Annotated in this window: 15 protein-coding genes; 4 read left to right on the forward strand and 11 right to left on the reverse strand. The window is 67.9% G+C overall.

The window, feature by feature from the left end; translation table 11 throughout:
- Positions 1–78 precede the first annotated feature (78 nt).
- The 8 genes from asnB to AB0J95_RS43895 all read right to left on the reverse strand — a co-directional run bounded on the left by asnB (position 79) and on the right by AB0J95_RS43895 (position 11,134).
- Positions 79–2,007 carry an asparagine synthase (glutamine-hydrolyzing) gene (asnB, locus tag AB0J95_RS43860; protein ID WP_364771585.1) on the reverse strand — a complete coding sequence of 643 codons (1,929 nt, stop codon included), beginning with the start codon at positions 2,005–2,007 and terminating at the stop codon, positions 79–81.
- Positions 2,008–2,011: 4 nt separating this feature from the next.
- Entirely contained in the window at positions 2,012–2,887 is an 876-nt protein-coding gene (locus AB0J95_RS43865) for a phytanoyl-CoA dioxygenase family protein (RefSeq protein WP_364771587.1), read from the reverse strand.
- A 201-nt stretch (positions 2,888–3,088) separates the two neighbouring features.
- Positions 3,089–4,015, reverse strand: coding sequence for an ABC transporter substrate-binding protein (locus AB0J95_RS43870; protein ID WP_364771589.1), 927 nt, complete (start codon positions 4,013–4,015; stop codon positions 3,089–3,091).
- A gap of 11 nt (positions 4,016–4,026) precedes the next feature.
- A complete protein-coding gene (locus tag AB0J95_RS43875; protein ID WP_364771591.1) occupies positions 4,027–4,746 on the reverse strand; it encodes an ABC transporter permease in 720 nt (239 codons plus the stop codon).
- Positions 4,743–5,399 carry an ABC transporter permease gene (locus AB0J95_RS43880; protein ID WP_364771593.1) on the reverse strand — a complete coding sequence of 219 codons (657 nt, stop codon included), beginning with the start codon at positions 5,397–5,399 and terminating at the stop codon, positions 4,743–4,745. The genes AB0J95_RS43875 and AB0J95_RS43880 overlap by 4 nt, the downstream gene beginning before the upstream one ends.
- Positions 5,396–6,490, reverse strand: a complete 1,095-nt coding sequence (locus AB0J95_RS43885) for an ATP-binding cassette domain-containing protein (RefSeq protein WP_364771595.1) — start codon at positions 6,488–6,490, stop codon at positions 5,396–5,398. Before AB0J95_RS43885 ends, AB0J95_RS43880 begins: the two co-directional genes overlap by 4 nt.
- Positions 6,491–6,670: 180 nt before the next feature.
- Positions 6,671–9,370 (reverse strand): EAL domain-containing protein, encoded by a 2,700-nt coding sequence (locus AB0J95_RS43890; protein ID WP_364771597.1) that lies wholly within the window; start codon positions 9,368–9,370, stop codon positions 6,671–6,673.
- A 570-nt stretch (positions 9,371–9,940) separates the two neighbouring features.
- Positions 9,941–11,134: an NADP-dependent malic enzyme gene (locus tag AB0J95_RS43895; RefSeq protein ID WP_364771599.1), complete on the reverse strand. Its 1,194-nt coding sequence runs from the start codon at positions 11,132–11,134 to the stop codon at positions 9,941–9,943.
- Positions 11,135–11,438: 304 nt separating this feature from the next.
- Here AB0J95_RS43895 and rfbC point away from each other — a divergent pair, with 304 nt between their 5' ends.
- Entirely contained in the window at positions 11,439–12,080 is a 642-nt protein-coding gene (gene rfbC / locus AB0J95_RS43900) for a dTDP-4-dehydrorhamnose 3,5-epimerase (RefSeq protein WP_364771601.1), read from the forward strand.
- Here rfbC and AB0J95_RS43905 read toward each other — a convergent pair.
- A complete protein-coding gene (locus AB0J95_RS43905) occupies positions 12,017–12,229 on the reverse strand; it encodes a S26 family signal peptidase (protein ID WP_364771603.1) in 213 nt (70 codons plus the stop codon). The two genes, rfbC and AB0J95_RS43905, sit on opposite strands and share 64 nt — an antisense overlap.
- Positions 12,230–12,440: 211 nt before the next feature.
- On the opposite strand from AB0J95_RS43905, the gene sodN reads away from it, so the two are divergent.
- The gene (gene sodN / locus AB0J95_RS43910; protein ID WP_364771965.1) at positions 12,441–12,851 is read left to right on the forward strand and encodes a superoxide dismutase, Ni; all 411 of its coding nucleotides are present in this window, start codon (positions 12,441–12,443) and stop codon (positions 12,849–12,851) included.
- Positions 12,852–13,232: 381 nt separating this feature from the next.
- Here sodN and AB0J95_RS43915 read toward each other — a convergent pair whose 3' ends face one another.
- Both AB0J95_RS43915 and AB0J95_RS43920 read right to left on the reverse strand, forming a co-directional pair.
- Complete coding sequence (locus AB0J95_RS43915; protein WP_364771605.1) at positions 13,233–13,577, reverse strand: hypothetical protein; 345 nt, start codon at positions 13,575–13,577, stop codon at positions 13,233–13,235.
- 81 nt (positions 13,578–13,658) lie between these two features.
- A complete protein-coding gene (locus tag AB0J95_RS43920) occupies positions 13,659–14,729 on the reverse strand; it encodes a glycoside hydrolase family 19 protein (protein WP_364771607.1) in 1,071 nt (356 codons plus the stop codon).
- A 244-nt stretch (positions 14,730–14,973) separates the two neighbouring features.
- Between AB0J95_RS43920 and AB0J95_RS43925 the strand changes: the two genes are divergently transcribed.
- Complete coding sequence (locus AB0J95_RS43925; RefSeq protein WP_364771609.1) at positions 14,974–15,645, forward strand: hypothetical protein; 672 nt, start codon at positions 14,974–14,976, stop codon at positions 15,643–15,645.
- Between the two features lie 40 nt (positions 15,646–15,685).
- Positions 15,686–16,318 carry a histidine phosphatase family protein gene (locus AB0J95_RS43930; protein WP_364771611.1) on the forward strand — a complete coding sequence of 211 codons (633 nt, stop codon included), beginning with the start codon at positions 15,686–15,688 and terminating at the stop codon, positions 16,316–16,318.
- The last annotated feature ends 74 nt before the right edge of the window (positions 16,319–16,392 follow it).

Raw genomic sequence — 16,392 nt, forward strand, 5'->3', positions numbered from 1 at the left:
TTTATCACACCCCGCACCTCCCGGTTTGCCCTTGCTCCACCAACCGGGGGGGCGCCCCGGCGCCCGCGCTTTCAGTCCTCAGTGGACCATCGAGCCGACGACGGGCTTGGTCAGCAGGGCCGACTCCGCCGGGGTGGGACGGGGGTCGAGGGAGCCCTCGATGTAGATCGCGTGCCAGAGGCAGAAGATCAGCACCGTCCAGATCTTGCGGCTGTGGTCAGCCTGCTCGTTCTTGTGCTCGTGCAGCAGGCGGCGCACGTAACCGAGGTCGAGCAGGTGCCCGGCCTTGGACACGTCCAGGATGTGCAGCGCCCACTCGTACATCTCGCCGCGCAGCCACACGCGGATGGGCGTGGGGAAGCCGAGTTTGACGCGGTTGACGATCTCCGGCGGGACGACGCCCTCGAGCGCCCGGCGCAACGCGTACTTGGTGTCGGCGGTGCGCGGCGGCAGCTTGAGGTCCGTCGGGATGGTCGCGGCGATGTCGAACACGTTGTAGTCCAGGAACGGCACCCGGACCTCGAGTGAGTTGGCCATCGACATCCGGTCCGCCTTCACCAGGATGTCGCCGCGCAGCCAGGTGTAGACGTCGATGTACTGCATCTTCTCCACCGGCCCGAGGTGCGGCACCTCGGCGTACAGCGGCCCGGTGATGTCGGTGTAGCGCACCGAGGAGTCGTACTGTCGCATGAGGACGGACTTCTCCGCCTCGGTGTACATCCGCGCGTTGCCGTAGTACCGCTCCTCGATCGGCGTGGTGCCGCGCTCCAGGAACGACTTTCCCTTGACGCCCTGGGGAATCGCCTTCGACACCGCGCGCAGGCCCTTCTGCATCGGCGACGGCAGGTTCGAGACTCCCCGCAGCGACAACGGTTCCCGGTAAACCCGGTAGCCGGCGAAGAACTCGTCCGAGCCCTCACCGGACAACGCCACCGTCACGTGCTCGCTTGCCTTGCGTGCCACGTAGAACAGCGGGATCAGCGCCGGGTCGGCGACGGGTTCGTCGAGCTGCCAGACGATCCGCGGCAGCGCGTCCATCATCATCTGCGCGGTCACCGAGATCGGGTGCAACGTGACCCCGAGGTGGCGCGCGGACTCCTGTGCCACCGGTAGTTCCGAGTAGTCGCCGACCTCGAGCGCCGCGGTGAACGTCAGGATCCGCGGGTTGAACTCGCGGGCCAGGGCGACGCACGCGGTCGAGTCGATGCCGCTGGACAGGAACGCGCCGACCGGGACGTCGGAGCGCATGTGGATGCGGACACTCTCCCGCAGCACCTCCTGGATCCGCTTGTACAGCTCGTCCGGGTGGTCCTGCGGGGTCGGCCGGAACTCCGCGCGCCAGTACCGGCGGATGGCCAGGCCGTCACCGGGCCGGAAGGTGAACGACTCGCCCGACCCGATCCGGCCGATGTCCCGGTGCAGCGTGGCCGGCTCCGGCACGTACTGCAGGGTCAGGTAGTGCGACAGCGCGGCACCGTTGACCGTGTTGTCGCCCCACCGCGCGAACGGCAGCAGTGCCTTCTTCTCGCTCGCGAAATACACGCCGTGGTCGGTGACCAAGTGGAACAGCGGCTTGATCCCGAACGGGTCGCGCGCACCGAACGCGACCCGCTCCCGGCGGTCCCAGATCACGAAGGCGAACATTCCGCGCAGCCTGCGCACCGCCTCCGGACCCCATTGGTGATATGCGGCGACAATCACCTCGGTATCGCCCTGCGTGGCGAACCTCACACCCAGCCGGGCCAGTTCCTCGCGCAACTCCAGATAGTTGTAGATCTCGCCGTTGAACGTGATCGAATACCGTCCATCGGCGAAGTCGAGCGGTTGGTGGCTGTGTTCGACATCGATGATGGAAAGCCGCTTGAAGCCCATCACGATATCGTCGTCGCCGCGCACTCCGGTGCCATCAGGACCGCGGTGGTGAATGCTCTCCAGCGCTTCCGAAATGGTGTTCACCTGAGTGCGAGCGATCCCGGCCGAGCTGATGTAGGTGAGGAAACCGCACATACTTTCAGGGAATCAGAGGTGGGTAGGAAGGGTCAAGCAGGCCGCGCGCCGCAAGCTCTCCGTACAGCGGTGTGGTCTCTGGGTAATGGCCCCAGGAATGGTCACCGGTGCCGTCGCCGATGCCGCCCAGCAGCTGCCGCTGGACCGGGGTGAGGGTGTCCCACCAGGCCTGCTCGGGCAGGTCGGCGACCTCGTCGCGGATGGCGATCCAGCGGTAGGTGTAGCCGAAGAAGGCGACCTTGCGGGTGATGTCGGAGAAGTTGTCCGACCGGGCGTGCCAGATCCGGCGGTCGAAGAACAGCACGTCACCGGGGTTGACGGTGACCTGGATCGCGCCCTCCGGCTGCGGCCACTCGATGTCGCGCCTGGGCGGGCCGACCAGCCAGTTGGTCTTGTGGCTGCCCGGCACGATGGTCAGGTTGCCCCGGCCCGGCTCGGACACATCGGACAGCCAGAAGGCGAGTTTCACCGAAAGCCGCGGCCGCGGGTCGGTTTCGATCTCCCGGTTCTGCCGGCCGCCGTCCTGGTGCCAATGCCACCAGAATGGCTTCTGCTCGCGAATCGTGGGGTGCACGTCGATGTGTGAGTGGTACACGTGCGCGTTCCAGCCGAGAATCGACCACACATACCCGAAAACAGCGGGGTGGTCCAGCATTCCGGCAAGTTCTGGACAGTTCTTCACGGCACTCAGCAGGTGCAACGCGTCCCCACCGGCGGCCGATGGCGAATTCTGGTAAACGCGGTCCACCGCGGCGCGGTAGAACTCGACCTCGTCGGGTGACAACGCACCGGGAATGAGCAGGAAGCCGTCCTCGTCGAACTGCTCGCGCTCGGCGGCGGTCATCGCCTTCCAGGTGTGGTTCACAACGGGTGTGCTCACGAATAACTGCCTTCCAGTCGCCCCTCAGCTACGTTCGCCGACCCGTCTTTCGGCGGCGGGACCGTGACGGTCTTCGATCCCGCTGCCCCTATAACGCCTACCCGTCGGGGAGGGTTGATGCCGTCGGAGAACTTTTTTCCCGCCAACGACAAACCGGGCCGGACCAGTAGGTCCGACCCGGCCTGAATCAGCAGCTAGGGGCTAGATTCCAGCGGTCGACAGCCACTCGCCGGCGACCTTGGCGGGGTCCGGCTTGTCGGGGGCGCCCAGCTTGCCGTTCAGGTCGAGCAGGGCCTTGGTGTCCAGCTTGGCGGCGATCTTGTTGAGCACCTGCTTGACGGTGTCCGAGGCCTTCTTGGTGTTGATCACCGGGACGACGTTCTGGGCGGCGAAGTTGTTCTTCGGGTCCTCCAGCACGACGAAGCCGTTGGCCTCGATGGCCGCGTCGGTGGTGAAGATGTCCGCGGCCTGGATGGTGCCGTCCAGCAGCGCCTTGGTGGTGATCGGGCCGGGCTCCAGGGACTTGTACTCCTTGAACGTCAGCCCGTAGCGCTCCTTGATGCCGGGGATGCCGTCCGGGCGGTCCTTGAACTCCGGCGGCCCGCCGAAGGTGATCTCCGAGCCCTTCGGGGCCAGGTCGGCGATGGACTTGGCGTTGTACTTGGCCGCGGTCTCCTTGGTGATCACCACCGCGTCCTTGTCCTCCGCGCTGGCCTTGTCCAGCACGGTCAGCTCCGGCGGCAGCACCTTCTTCAGCTCGGTGTACACCTCGTCCGGCGAGGTCGCGGTGGCCTTCTTGTCCAGGTACTGCAGCAGCACGCCGGTGTACTCGGGGACGAGGTCGATCGAGCCGTCCTTGATACCGGGGAAGTAGATCTCCCGGCTGCCGATGCCCAGGTTCTTCTCGACCTTCACGCCCTTGGCCGCCAGTGCCTGGGCGTAGATCTCGGCGAGCAGCTTGCTCTCGGCGAAGTTGGCCGAGCCCACCTTGATCGTGTCCGACGCGGCCGGCGCGCCCGCGGATCCCGAGCTGCCGCCCAGCGGGTTGTTGTTCGACGACCCCCCGCATGCCGTGAGCATGAGCGCCGCCGCGACGGCGGTCGCCAGCCCGGCGAGTGTGCGCTTCATCTGGTTTCTCCTCATGCGGTTTCGGTTGCGATAGCGGCGGGCACGGCCCGCCTGTCCCGGCGCCTCGTGGGGTTGTTGCGCAACCCACGCGACACCACCAGCCACTGCGCCAACTGCAGCAGCCCCTCGATGGCGACCGCGAGCACGGCGATCACGATCGAGCCGCCGAGCATCTGCGGGAAGTCGCGGGCGTACTGGCCGTCGATGACGAACCGGCCGAGCCCGCCCAGCGACACGTACGCGGCTATGGTCGCGGTGGCGATCACCTGCAGCGTCGCCGCGCGCAGGCCGGCCATGATCAGCGGCAGCGCGTTGGGCAGCTCCACGCTCCACAACACCCGCCACTCCTTCATGCCCATCCCGCGCGCTGCGTCCACAGTGGCCGGATCGACGTTGCGGATGCCCGAGTAGGTCCCGGCCAAAAGCGGCGGGATCGCCAGCACCACCAACGCGATGGTCACCGGCAGCACGCCGATGCCCATCAGCAGCACCAGAAGCACCAGCAGGCCGAGCTCCGGGATCGCGCGCAGGCCGTTCACCGCGCCGACGATGCTGCCGCCTTTGCCGGTGTGGCCTACATAGGCGCCGATCGGCACGGCGATCACGATGCCCAGCAACACGGTCAGCCCGGTGTAGCCGAGGTGTTCCAGGATCCTGGTGGGAATGCCCTCCGACCCGGACCAGTTCTCCGGGTCGCCTAGCCAGTCGAAGGCTCCGGTGAACGGGTTCACTTGGCCACCTCCACCGTGCTGCCCGCCCGCGTCCACGGCGTGAGCCTGCGGCCGGCCAGCAGCCAGGCCCCGTCGAACAGCAGCGCCAGCAGGATGATCAGCACCAGGCCGGTGATGATCTCCGGGTAGTTCTCCAGGCTGTAGCCGTCCGGGAACAGGTATCCCAGCTGCTTCACGCCGATCAGGCCGGCCACGCTGACCAGGCTGATGTTCGACACGGTCGCCACCCGCAGGCCGGCGATCAGCACGGGCACCGCCAGCGGCAGCTCCACCCCGACGAACCGGCGGAACGGCCGGTAGCCCATGGCGTTCGCGGCCGCGATCACCGGCGGCGGCACCGCGGCCAGCGAGTCAGCGACCACCCGCACCAGCAGCGCCACCGTGTACAGGGTGAGCGCGACGATCACGTTGAGGGGATCCAGGATCTGCGTGCTCAGGATCGCGGGTAGCACGACCAGCAGGACCAGCGACGGGATCGTGTACAGCAGGCCCGCGGCCGGCACCAGGATCGCGCGGGCGACCCGCCACCGGTTGGCCACCCAGCCCAGCGGGATCGAGATGACCAGCCCGATCACCACCGGCAGCAGGGAAAGCAGCAGATGCGCCCCGGTGTACGCAAGGATGTCGGAGATGTGTTCGGAGACCCAGTTCATGAGCCGCTCACGAGCCGGGGATGGTTCTCGATCAGGTCCAGCACCTGCCGTGCGCTGATCACACCGACGTACTTTCCTTCGGTGTCAACGACAACGCCCTTGCTGGTCGGCGAGGACAGGGCCGAGTCCAGCGCCCCGCGCAACGGCGTTCCGGCCGTGTACAGCGAACCGCCCGACACCAGGCCATCCGTACGCAACACACCGTCTACTTTAGACTCGGGTGCGACCCACCCGCACGGCCTGCCGTGCTCGTCGAGCGCCAGCACCCACTCGGACTTCGTGTCGCCGTAAGGCTGTCCGACCGTGGCCGTGGTGATCTGCCCGACCGCGACGCCGTCCGCCTCCAAAAAGGACAGTCCACGGTAGCCGCGGTCACGGCCGACGAAGCTCGCCACGAACTCGTCCGCCGGGTCGCGCAGCACCTCAGCGGGCGTGCCGTACTGGGCCAGCACACCGCCTTTGCGGAACACCGCGACCTTCTCGCCGATCCGGACCGCCTCGTCGATGTCGTGGGTGACGAAGATGATCGTCTTGTCCAGCTCGCCCTGCAGGCGCAGCAGCTCGTTCTGCAGGTCCTCGCGCACCACCGGGTCGACCGCGCTGAACGGCTCGTCCATCAACAGGATCGGCGGGTCGGCGGCCAGCGCCCGCGCCACGCCGACGCGTTGTTGCTGGCCTCCGGAGAGCTGGACCGGGTAGCGCTTGGCGAACTCGGCCGGCAGTCCGACGGTTTCCAGCAGCTCGGCGGCACGCGCCCGCGCCTTGCGCTTGTCCCAGCCGGACAACAGCGGCACGGTGGCCACGTTGTCCAGCACGGTCCGGTGCGGGAACAGGCCCGCCTGCTGGATCACGTAACCGATGCCCCGGCGCAGCAACGCGGGCTCGGAGTCGCGGATGTCCTTGCCGTCGATGAGGATGGTGCCGGAGGTCGCCTCGATCATCCGGTTGACCATCCGCAGCGAGGTGGTCTTGCCACAGCCGGACGGCCCGACGAACACCGTGATGGCGCCCGCGTCCACGGTCATGTTCAGCTTGTCGACGGCGATTGTCCCGTCGGGATACTGCTTGGTCACGTCCCGGAACTCGATCACCGGGGCCCCTGTCGTCCTTGGCGGCCACTCGCCGGCCGCCACTAAGTCCGATCGACCCTATCCCGCGGTACCGGCAACGGCACGGAATTCCAGCATCCGGGCTGGGCCAGTTCCATCGCGGACGACGACATATTCGCAGGTCAGACCCGTGCGAACGGGACAGAAGATCAAGTGTCTTGATCAGTTCGTTAGCTTCGGCACATGCAACGGGCCCAGCTCGAGCAGGGCGCGGAACTCCTCCGGCGGGATCGCCCGCGACAGCAGCCAGCCCTGGTAGGCCTCGACGCCGACGTCCCGCAGCATCTCGAACTGCTTCTCGGTCTCCACGCCCTCGGCGACACAGCTGCGGCCCATCGCCCGCGCCAGGTCGACAACCGCCCGCGCCACAGCGAAGTCCAGCGGATCGGTGCCGATGCCCGCGACGAACCTGCGGTCCACCTTGATGATCTGCGCGGGCAGGTCCTTCAGCCGCGCCAGTGAGGAGTAGCCGGTGCCGAAGTCGTCCACCGCGAACCGCACGCCGCGCGCCACCAGGTCGGCCATCGCGGTGCGGCTGCGCGAGGGCAGGTCCACGAACGCGGTCTCGACCAGTTCCAGCACAACGCGTTCCCACTCCACACCGGAACCCGCGATCGCCGTGGCGACGACGTCGACGAACTCCGGGTCACCGGGGACCAGGCCGGCCAGGTTGATCGCGACGGACACCTGCCGTCCGTCCACTTCGGGCCAGGACCTGGCCTCCTTCAACGCGGTGCGCAGCACCCACTTGTCCAAGTCCCGCAACAGGTCGCCCTGTTCGGCCACGACCAGGAACTGGCCCGGCGCGAGCAGCCCGCGGTCCGGGTGCGGCCAGCGGACCAGCGCCTCCGCGGACAGGATCGACCCGTCCACCCCGACCACCGGCTGGTAGTGCAGCACCAGACCGTCGTTGCCGAGTGCCTCGCGCAGCTGGCCTTCCAGGTACATCTGGCTGTCCGCGGACGCCATCAGCGCGGCCCCGGCGAGCGAAACCCGGCCCGCCCCACGGGCTTTCGCCTCGAACATGGCCGCGTCGGCGAACCGCAGCAGGTCCGCGCCGGTCGTCTCCGGCCCACTCGGCACAGCGGCGCCGACACTCGCCGAGACCCGCAAAAGCTGTCCCCGCACCGGAACCGCGGTCCGGAACAGGTGCGCGACCGTGGTGGCCAGCGCGTCGACGCCGCCGACCACGCTCTGGTCGCGGCAGATCACGACGTACTCGTCGCCGGACATCCTTGCCACGACACAGTTCTCGGGCACGCCGTCCTCAAGCCGCCGCGCCAGTGCGGTAAGCAGCTCGTCGCCGGCGTCGTGGCCGAGGGAGTCGTTGACCCGCTTGAAGTTGTCGAGGTCGCAGAACAACAGGGCGACCTTCTCCGCGTCCGGCCCGGTGAGCAGCTCGGTCAGCAGCTCGTTCACCGCGACCCGGCCGGGAAGCCCGGTCAGGTCGTCGTGGGTCGCCTGGTGGCGAAGGAGTTCGGCGGCGCGGCGGCGCTCGGTGACGTCCTGGAACACCACGAGCCAGAACCGGCGGCCGTCATCGGCCACAGAGGACACCACATTGAGTTCACAGTAGACCGGTTCGCCCGCGGCGGTGCTGAGAACCCGTTGCCCCGCAGCCAGTCTCGCGCCGGGGTCGTGGTCGGGGTGGGTCAGCTGCTCGGCGGTCAACCCGCGCAGCCGCTCCAGGTCCATGGCGAGCAGCCGGCACAGGGCGTCGTTGGCGTCGACGAGCCGTTCGGTGGAGTCGAACAGGCCGATCCCGACCGGGGTGATCGACACGAGGTCGGTGAACCGCTGGCTGGAGCGCTGCATCCGGCTCTCGGTGATGCGCTGCTCGGTGACGTCCTGCGCGGTGCCGACCATCACCGGGCCGTCCTTGCGCCCGCCGAACGACGCACCACGGCAGCGGAACACCCGGATGGCGCCGTCCGGCCGGACCACGCGGTACTCGCAGACGACGGGCTCGCCGGTGTCGGCCAGCTGCCGCCAGGTCCGGTCCACCCAGGGTCTGTCCTCCGGGTGCACGAACTCCAGGTAGCCGTCGTACGTCATCACCTTGCGCGGCGCGACACCGAACAGCTCGTAGAGCATCGTCGACCACACGGACTCACCGGTCGCCGTGTTCCACGCCCACGTGCCGAGCAGGGCCACCCGCTGGGCGTCCTCGAACAGCCGCCGGTCCAGGCCGCGCTGGCGGTCCGGGTCCCGCATCGTGGTGATGTCCTGGATGATGCCGCGGGTCTGGCGGACCTTGCCGTGCTCGTCGAACACTGGCTGGGCGCGCACCAGGAAGAGCTTGTCGCCGTCCCGTTCCCGCAGCTCCAGCTCGATCGGCTCGTCGTCGTCGAGCTGCATCAGCCGCTCGCGGAACTCGATGACCGCGGGGAGATCCTCGGGATGGGTGCGGAACAACAGCTGCGCCTCGGCGTCATCCGCGCCGACCGGGATGCCCAGCAGCTCGTAGAGCGGCTCACTGTAGAAGGTGCGGCCGCTGGGCACGTCGTGCACGAAACTGCCGAACCCACCCACCCGCTGCGCGTCCAGCAACTCCTCAGGGCTGAACCGCTGCGTGGTCGCCGGCGCGAACACCACGGTGGACGGCCCGTCCCCATTGCCCATCCGCAACGCCGTGACCTCGATCGACGAACCATCCGGCCGCAGCACCCGCTGCCCGCAGTCGTCCTCGGCCAGCAACCCGGCCAGCGACTGCCCGATCAGCTGCTCCGGCGAGCGCACCCCGGCCAGCAGCGCGGCACCGGCACTGGCCTGCACGACCAGCCCGTCCGAACACCGGACCCAGCCGGCTCCGGACAGCACGGACTCCCGCGCCGCCCCAGCGGGCTCGACCAGTTCGGCCACGGTGCCACCCTTCCCGCGCCTCGTTTCAGGCGGGGCCGTCGGGTTCCCACCGCCGCCGCGATCAGGTTACCGCCCCGAAGGATTCAAGCAATGCAGTGTGCGGATAGTCGTCGTTCACCGAGAACACACCCGCCCGAAACCCACACCCACATCAATCCGGGCCCGCACGCCCCTCTTCACACCAGCCCACCCACCCCATCCCGCCCAACACAAAACCCACCACTCGCAAACCCCACTTATCCACACCCACCCCACACCCCTTGGCCAGCACTTTCACCCCCACTAGACTGGCCTTGGGGCCGCCCCCGGGAGTGGTGGGGGGCGGGTTACCGCGGATGCGGTTTGGGTGGGCGGGGTTGAGAATGGTGGGTTTTGTGTTGGGCGGGGTTGAGATGGTCGTGAATGGTTTGACGGTTTGGTATTTCTTCGATCGGGTGCGGGTTACTGGGTGAGTGCCGCGAAATCCGCGAGGGATCTCTAGCAGGCCTCGGAAGCGTCCAACTGCGGAGCGCAGCGCATGCCAACACCCGCCGCCCCGGAACGGGACGGCGGGTGGGCTTGTTCGTCAGCTCAGGCCACGCCGTCGCGGCGAGCGGCCTCGGCGACCGCTGCCGCCACCTCGGGCGCCACGCGCGGGTCGAGCGCGCTCGGCATGATGTGGTCGGCGTCGAGCTCGTCGAGCGCCACCGCGGCGATCGCCTCGGCCGCGGCCAGCTTCATGTTCTCGGTGATCCGGGTCGCGCCCGCGTCCAGGGCGCCGCGGAAGATGCCCGGGAACGCCGACACGTTGTTGATCTGGTTCGGGAAGTCGCTGCGGCCGGTCGCCACGATCGCCGCGTGCCTGCGCGCCACATCCGGGTGCACCTCGGGGTCCGGATTGGACAGTGCGAACACCACCGAATCGGGCGCCATGCTGGCGATCAGCTCCTCCGGCACCTGCGAGGACGACAGGCCGAGGAAGACATCCGCGCCACGCAAGGCTTCCGCGATCCCGCCGCGCAGCCCGCTGGCGTTGGTGACCTGCGCCATCTCCTCCTTGATCCAGTTCAGGCCCTCGCGGCCGGCGTGGATGATCCCGCGCGAGTCGAGCAGGGTCACCTCGCCGACACCGGCGGCGATCAGGATCTTGGCGCACGCGATGCCGGACGAGCCCGCACCAGCGATGACCACCCGTTCCGACCCCAGTTCGCGGCCGAGAACCCTTGAGGCGCCGAGCAAACCGGCGAGCACGACCACCGCGGTGCCGTGCTGGTCGTCGTGCATGACCGGGCAGTCCAGCGCCTCGATCAGCTTCGCCTCCAGCTCGAAGCAGCGCGGCGCGGACACGTCCTCCAGGTTCACCGCGCCGAACGAGGGACGCAGGCGCACCAGCGTCTCCACGATCTCGTCGACGTCGGTCGTGTTGAGCACCAACGGGATCGAGTCCAGCCCGCCGAACGTCTTGAACAGCGCGGACTTGCCCTCCATCACCGGCAGCGAGGCGGCGGCGCCGATGTCGCCGAGCCCGAGCACCGCGGTTCCGTCGCTGACCACTGCGACGAGCCGGTGCGTCCAGGTGTACTTCGCGGCGAGCTTGGGGTCGGCCGCGATGGCGCGGCTGACCTGGGCGACACCAGGCGTGTAGGCGATGGCGAGCGCGCGCGGGTCCGAGATCGCCCTGGGCACACCGATGTCGAGTTTGCCGCCCTCGTGCGCGGCGAAGATCTCCTCGTCGGTTATCGGGTCGCCCAAGTCGGTCACGGTCCGGTCGTTGGTTGCAGTCACGGCATCCTCAATGTCCGTTGCAGCTGATGGGGTACGACAGCGTTCAGGTCCGGCGCGGTGGCGCCAGAGGTGTCGAACGGCGTCGACCGCCGGGGCGGCCCGCCAGTGGTCAGGCGGGGCGTCCGCGGACGCTGCGGTCCGGTAAGTGTGTCAGGTCCGTTGTGCAGTGTCTGCGGTGGGGATCACAGTTTTCGCCATGATTTCCGCACGTCAGAACCGAAATTCGCAAGACGTCCGTCCGGTTTGTACATTCCCGCGCAGGTGGGCGGTTTCGGAATCGGTTCGGTATCTAGACTGCTGAGCCATGCAGGTACGGGAGCTGGCGATCGCGGGTGTGTACGAGTTCGCGCCGAAGAGCTTTGGCGACAACCGGGGTCTGTTCACCGCCCCGTTCCAGGGCGAAGTGTTCGAGAAGACCGTGGGTCACACGCTGAGACTTGGGCAGACCAACCACAGTGTGTCCAGACGCGGGACCATACGCGGCGTGCACTTCGCCGACACCCCACCGGGACAGGCGAAGTACATCTACTGCCCGAGCGGGTCGATGCTGGATGTGATCGTGGACATCCGGGTGGGCTCGCCGACGTTCGGCAAGTGGGTGTCGGTGGTGCTGGACGCGCAGAGCTACAAGGCGGTGTACGTCCCGGAGGGCCTCGGCCACGGGTTCGTCGCCCTGGAGGACGACACCTCGATGAGCTACCTGTGTTCCACGGGATACAACCCCGGGGCGGAGCACGGCATCACCCCGCTGGACCCGGCGCTGGACCTGCCGTGGCCCTGCGACATCGAGCCGGTCCTGTCGGACAAGGACATCAAGGCGCCGACCCTCGCCGAGGCCCAGGCCGCCGGCCTGCTGCCGACCTACGACGCTTGCCAGGCGCACTACGCGTCGCTGCTGGACAACCGCGTGATGACCACGCCGAGCACCTCGGCCAGCCCCAGCTGATTCGAGTCCGTGGACGCGAACTCGTTGTCCCCGACCACGAAGTAGCCCTCCCGCAGCACCCGCTTGATCGACAACTGCCCGGGCCGGCTGGGCCACCGCACCAACGCGATGTCCCCCGGCCGCGCCCGGCTGGTCCTGCGAACCAGCACGACGTCACCATCACGGAGCGTGGGCGCCATACTCGGCCCACGCACGGTCACCCGCCGTAGGGGCCACCATCCCAGTGGGTGCGCCAACGATCACCTCCGCCTGCCGGGCCCGACGTCCGGGAGTAGGGTCCCCATTGTCGGAGCATCCGTTGTTAGAAGCGCGCCGAGGTGCGTGACCTCGGCGCAGACTGCCCAGGGAGGCACCATGCGACTGTCGTCGCGGATCCGGGCGTTCGCGCGCCCACGCCTTGAGGCGACCGCTCACTGCGACCTGCCGTGTGGCGTTTACGACCCCGCACAGGCCCGCATCGAGGCGGAGTCCGTCAAGGCCATCCAGGAGAAGTACCAGGCCAACGAGGACCCCGAGTTCCGCACCCGCGCCATCCAGATCAAGGAGCAGCGCGCCGAACTCGTCAAGCACCACCTCTGGGTCCTCTGGACCGACTACTTCAAGCAGCCCCACTTCGACAAGTACCCCGAGCTGCACACCTTGTTCAACAAGGCCACCAAGGCCGCCGGCGCCGCCGGCGCCAAGGGCAGCATGGACCCCGCCAAGGGCCAGGAACTCCTCGACCTCATCGCCGAGATCGACAAGATCTTCTGGGAGACCAAGCAGGGCTGAGGTCAGTTGACCTGAAGAACGGCGTCTACCCGATCGGGTGGGCGCCGTTTTGCCGGCGGCTCGGTTGGCGGATTGGTCGACGGACATTTGATCCGCGCCGGAGGCAACAGCCGGAACTGCGCGGTCCGGGGCCTGGGGATTGATGGAGGACGGGCCGGAATGCAGCCGACGAGCAGTGCAGCGGCTTGACAGGCCGCTGTTCACCAGCGGTGGGCAAGACCGCAAGCGAAGCCACGTCGTCCCTGGGATGTCGGCTGGGTACTGGATCAAGGACGGCTCGGCGTCCAGGCGCAGCTGAACCGCGGGGAATGGGGGCTGATATTTGCTCCGGGGTACGGGCGGAGTCCAGGCAGAGCTGAGCGGCGGGGAATCAGGATCTGGTCATTCGTTCTCCAGTTCTTCGAGGATGTCGGCGGCGTCTTCGTTGCCTGCGGCGGCCAGGCGACGGAGTTCGGGGATGTCGGAGTGGGCGTTGGCGAGTTCTACAAGCATGTCTTCGGCGTCGGTGATGCCGTCGGCGGCCATCTCGCGCAGTTCGTCGGTGGCGCGGCGTTCGGCGAGCATCTCGATCAGGACGTCCTGGGCGTCGGTGTTGCCGCGGAAGGCGAGGGTCCGCAGTTCGTCGAGGTCGCCGCGTTCGCGGGCGAGCTCGATCAGTTCGTCGGCGGCGTCGTCGTCGCCGCGTTGGTAGGCCCGCTCGCGCAGGTCCCACAGGTGTTCGGTCATGGAACTGAGCGTGGCACTGTCACCCAGCACACGCCAGACGGCGCCTATCCCTGTGGATAGACGCCGTCCGCGAATGGGATATCAGCAGCTCAGGTTGCCACCGGTGGGCACCCCGAGGATCTGCGCGAAGCGCGTGTAGTTGTTGATGCGGCTCTGGACCTGGGCCGGGTTGCCGCCGTTGCACTCGATGCTGCCGTTGATGCTGCGGATCGTCTCGCCGAAGCCCGCGCCGGTCACCATCGCGTTGTGCGGGGTCATCCGGCCCGGACCCGTCTGGGTGTTCCAGTACCAGAGGCCGGTCTTCCACGAGATCGCCGCGTCGGTCTGCACGAGGTTCGGGTTGTGCAGCAGGTCGATCTGCAGGGCGTCACCGGCCGCCTTGTAGTTGAAGTTCCAGGACAGCTGGATCGGGCCACGGCCGTAGTACGCCGCCACACCTGCCGGGCAGCCGTAGGACTGGCTGGTGTCGCAGTAGTGCGGGTAGTTGGCCGTGTTCTGCTCGACGATGTAGACCAGTCCGCCCGTCTCGTGGCTGACATTGGCCAGGAACGCGGCGGCTTCCTGCTTACGCACGGTGTCCGTGCCGGTCTTGGCGAACCCGGGGAACGCGCTCATCGCGGACACCAGGCCGCTGTACGTGTAGAACCCGTTGCGCCCAGGGAACATCTGGTTGAACTGCGCCTCGCTGACCACGAAGTCACCGCCACCAGGTGGTGGGTTGCCGCCGCCGTTGCAGCTGTACGGGTCCCAGTACCAGGTGCTGATCACCGGGTCGTAGCCCGGGTTGTCGTGCTCGGCGATGTAGAACTGGCCGTCGGTGTACTTCACGATCGCGCCGGTCGCGTAGAACTGCCCGGCCACCCAGTTCGGGTAGTCGCACCCGGACGGCGGCGGGTTGCCGCCGCCACCACCGCCGCAGGCCCCTTGATCGGCCCAGACGTCGTGGTTGCCGGGTGTCTCGTTCTGCGTCCACCACTTGGCGGAGTAGTTGTGCCCGTTGTAGGAGGCCGTGTTCCCGCCTACGTAGACCTGGGATGCGCTCCAGGCGGCGACACAGGCGGGGGCGGCGGAAGAGGTTGCCGGCAGGGCGACGGCCATGGCGCCGGCAGCTGCCAGCCCGGCCACCGCCGCCAGCAGGCGACGTAGTACCACGTTGTACTCCTCGGTGCAGGGGAAGAGGAAGCACGTCGACTCTACGCCGAATTGGTCTATACCAGTCAAGACCTGAATCGGACAGGTTAGACGATCAGCACCCCTGGGCACCCCGGCTGCATGCTGATGAGACTGGCTTGGGCGCTGGTCATGATGCTGGCCAGGCGCCGTAAGGGACGATCTCCGGGCCACGCCCGGGTATTCGCCGGATGACGGGTCATGCCCGGCCCAGCAGGGTTGGTGCATGAGAAAACTGCTCGCCACTGTGCTGGCCGCCGCGGGTCTGTTGTTCGCCACCCAGATCGCCGCGGCGGAGGATGTTCCGCCGTTCTCCTACGAGGACTGCCCGGAACAGTTACCCCCGGGTGCCATGGGCTGGCGCTGTGAAGTGCTGGTCGCCGATGGCACCGGGAAGTTCGGTGCCCTGGGCACCCTCAACCTCGGCCGGCAGCGGCTGACCTTCGCCGAGGGCCAGCTGAACGGCAGGTACGCCCAGGTTTTCGGCGCCCTGCGGGCCGAACCGACCACCGTGCCGGGTGGACTGTTCGGCAACAGGTTGGTACCGCTGGCTTTCCAGGTGCAGTACGGCGGTTCGTCCGACTTCCACGGCCTCGGCTTCGTTGCCTTGAAGCTCAAGGTGATCAGCCCGCTGCTGCCCAGGACCTGTTTTATTGGTACAGATTCAGACCCAATCATCGTCGCCCCGCAAACGCGGACACAACCGGTCGAGGTCGCGCCCGGCGTCTACAAGGCGACTATGCAGGACAAGCGTTTTGCTATTCCGCGCGCACACGGCTGCGGCATCTTCACCCGCATTGTCGAGCACCGTTTCGGCGTCCCCTCGGCGGCGGGCACGAACGAAATCACCCTTCCGACGTACACATCCATCAAGCAATACGACGCAAGTCACAGCTGAATCGCCGATATCACGGCGCCAACGCTCCTACGATCGCGTGGTGACAGTCGAAAGAGACTCGGCGCTGTACATCCTGCGGCACGGCGAGACCACATGGTCAGTCAGCGGCCGGCACACCGGCGTCACCGACATCGAGCTCACCGACACCGGCGAGCAGCAGGCCCGGCGCGCCGGGCTGGTCATCAGCGCGCTGCGCGGCACCGCGGTCCCGCCCGCGCGGGTGTTCACCAGCCCGCGCAAGCGCGCCATCCGCACCGCGGAGCTGGCCGGGTTCGAAGTCGACGACACGCTCGACGAGCTGGCCGAGTGGGACTACGGCGACTACGAAGGCCTGACCACCGAACAGATCCGCGAGTCCGTTCCCGGGTGGACGGTCTGGACGCACCCGGTGCCCAACGGCGAGGACGCCAAGGAGGTCAGCGACCGAGCCGACGCGGTCCTGGCCCGGGTGAAGGACTTGCTGCCCTCCGGGGACATCGTCCTGGTGGGGCACGGTCACTTCAGCCGCGTGCTGATCGCCCGGTGGCTGAGCCTGCCGACGGACCAAGGTGTCCACTTCGGACTCGACGCGGCCGGCACCGTGGTACTCGACCACGAGCGAGGCGAGCCCCGCGTGGGCCGGCTGAACATCCCGCCCCTCGACCTGTCACGCAACGTGTTCGAGGTCGACTGACCCCACCTTCAGCACCGTCAGCACCGGCGCCCGCTCCGCACACCAGGGAGCGGGCGCCGTCGCATGCCAAGCGG

It is taken from the genome of Actinocrispum sp. NPDC049592 (assembly GCF_040675465.1).
Taxonomy (GTDB): Bacteria; Actinomycetota; Actinomycetes; order Mycobacteriales; family Pseudonocardiaceae; genus Kibdelosporangium.

Excerpts from the sequence above, each read along its gene's own strand:
- AB0J95_RS43925 (WP_364771609.1), top strand. The coding sequence starts at position 14,974 with ATGAGAAAACTGCTCGCCACTGTGCTGGCCGCCGCGGGTCTGTTGTTC.
- AB0J95_RS43870 (WP_364771589.1), bottom strand. The coding sequence starts at position 4,015 with ATGAAGCGCACACTCGCCGGGCTGGCGACCGCCGTCGCGGCGGCGCTC.
- asnB (WP_364771585.1), bottom strand. The coding sequence starts at position 2,007 with ATGTGCGGTTTCCTCACCTACATCAGCTCGGCCGGGATCGCTCGCACT.
- rfbC (WP_364771601.1), top strand. The coding sequence starts at position 11,439 with ATGCAGGTACGGGAGCTGGCGATCGCGGGTGTGTACGAGTTCGCGCCG.
- AB0J95_RS43915 (WP_364771605.1), bottom strand. The coding sequence starts at position 13,577 with ATGACCGAACACCTGTGGGACCTGCGCGAGCGGGCCTACCAACGCGGC.
- AB0J95_RS43880 (WP_364771593.1), bottom strand. The coding sequence starts at position 5,399 with ATGAACTGGGTCTCCGAACACATCTCCGACATCCTTGCGTACACCGGG.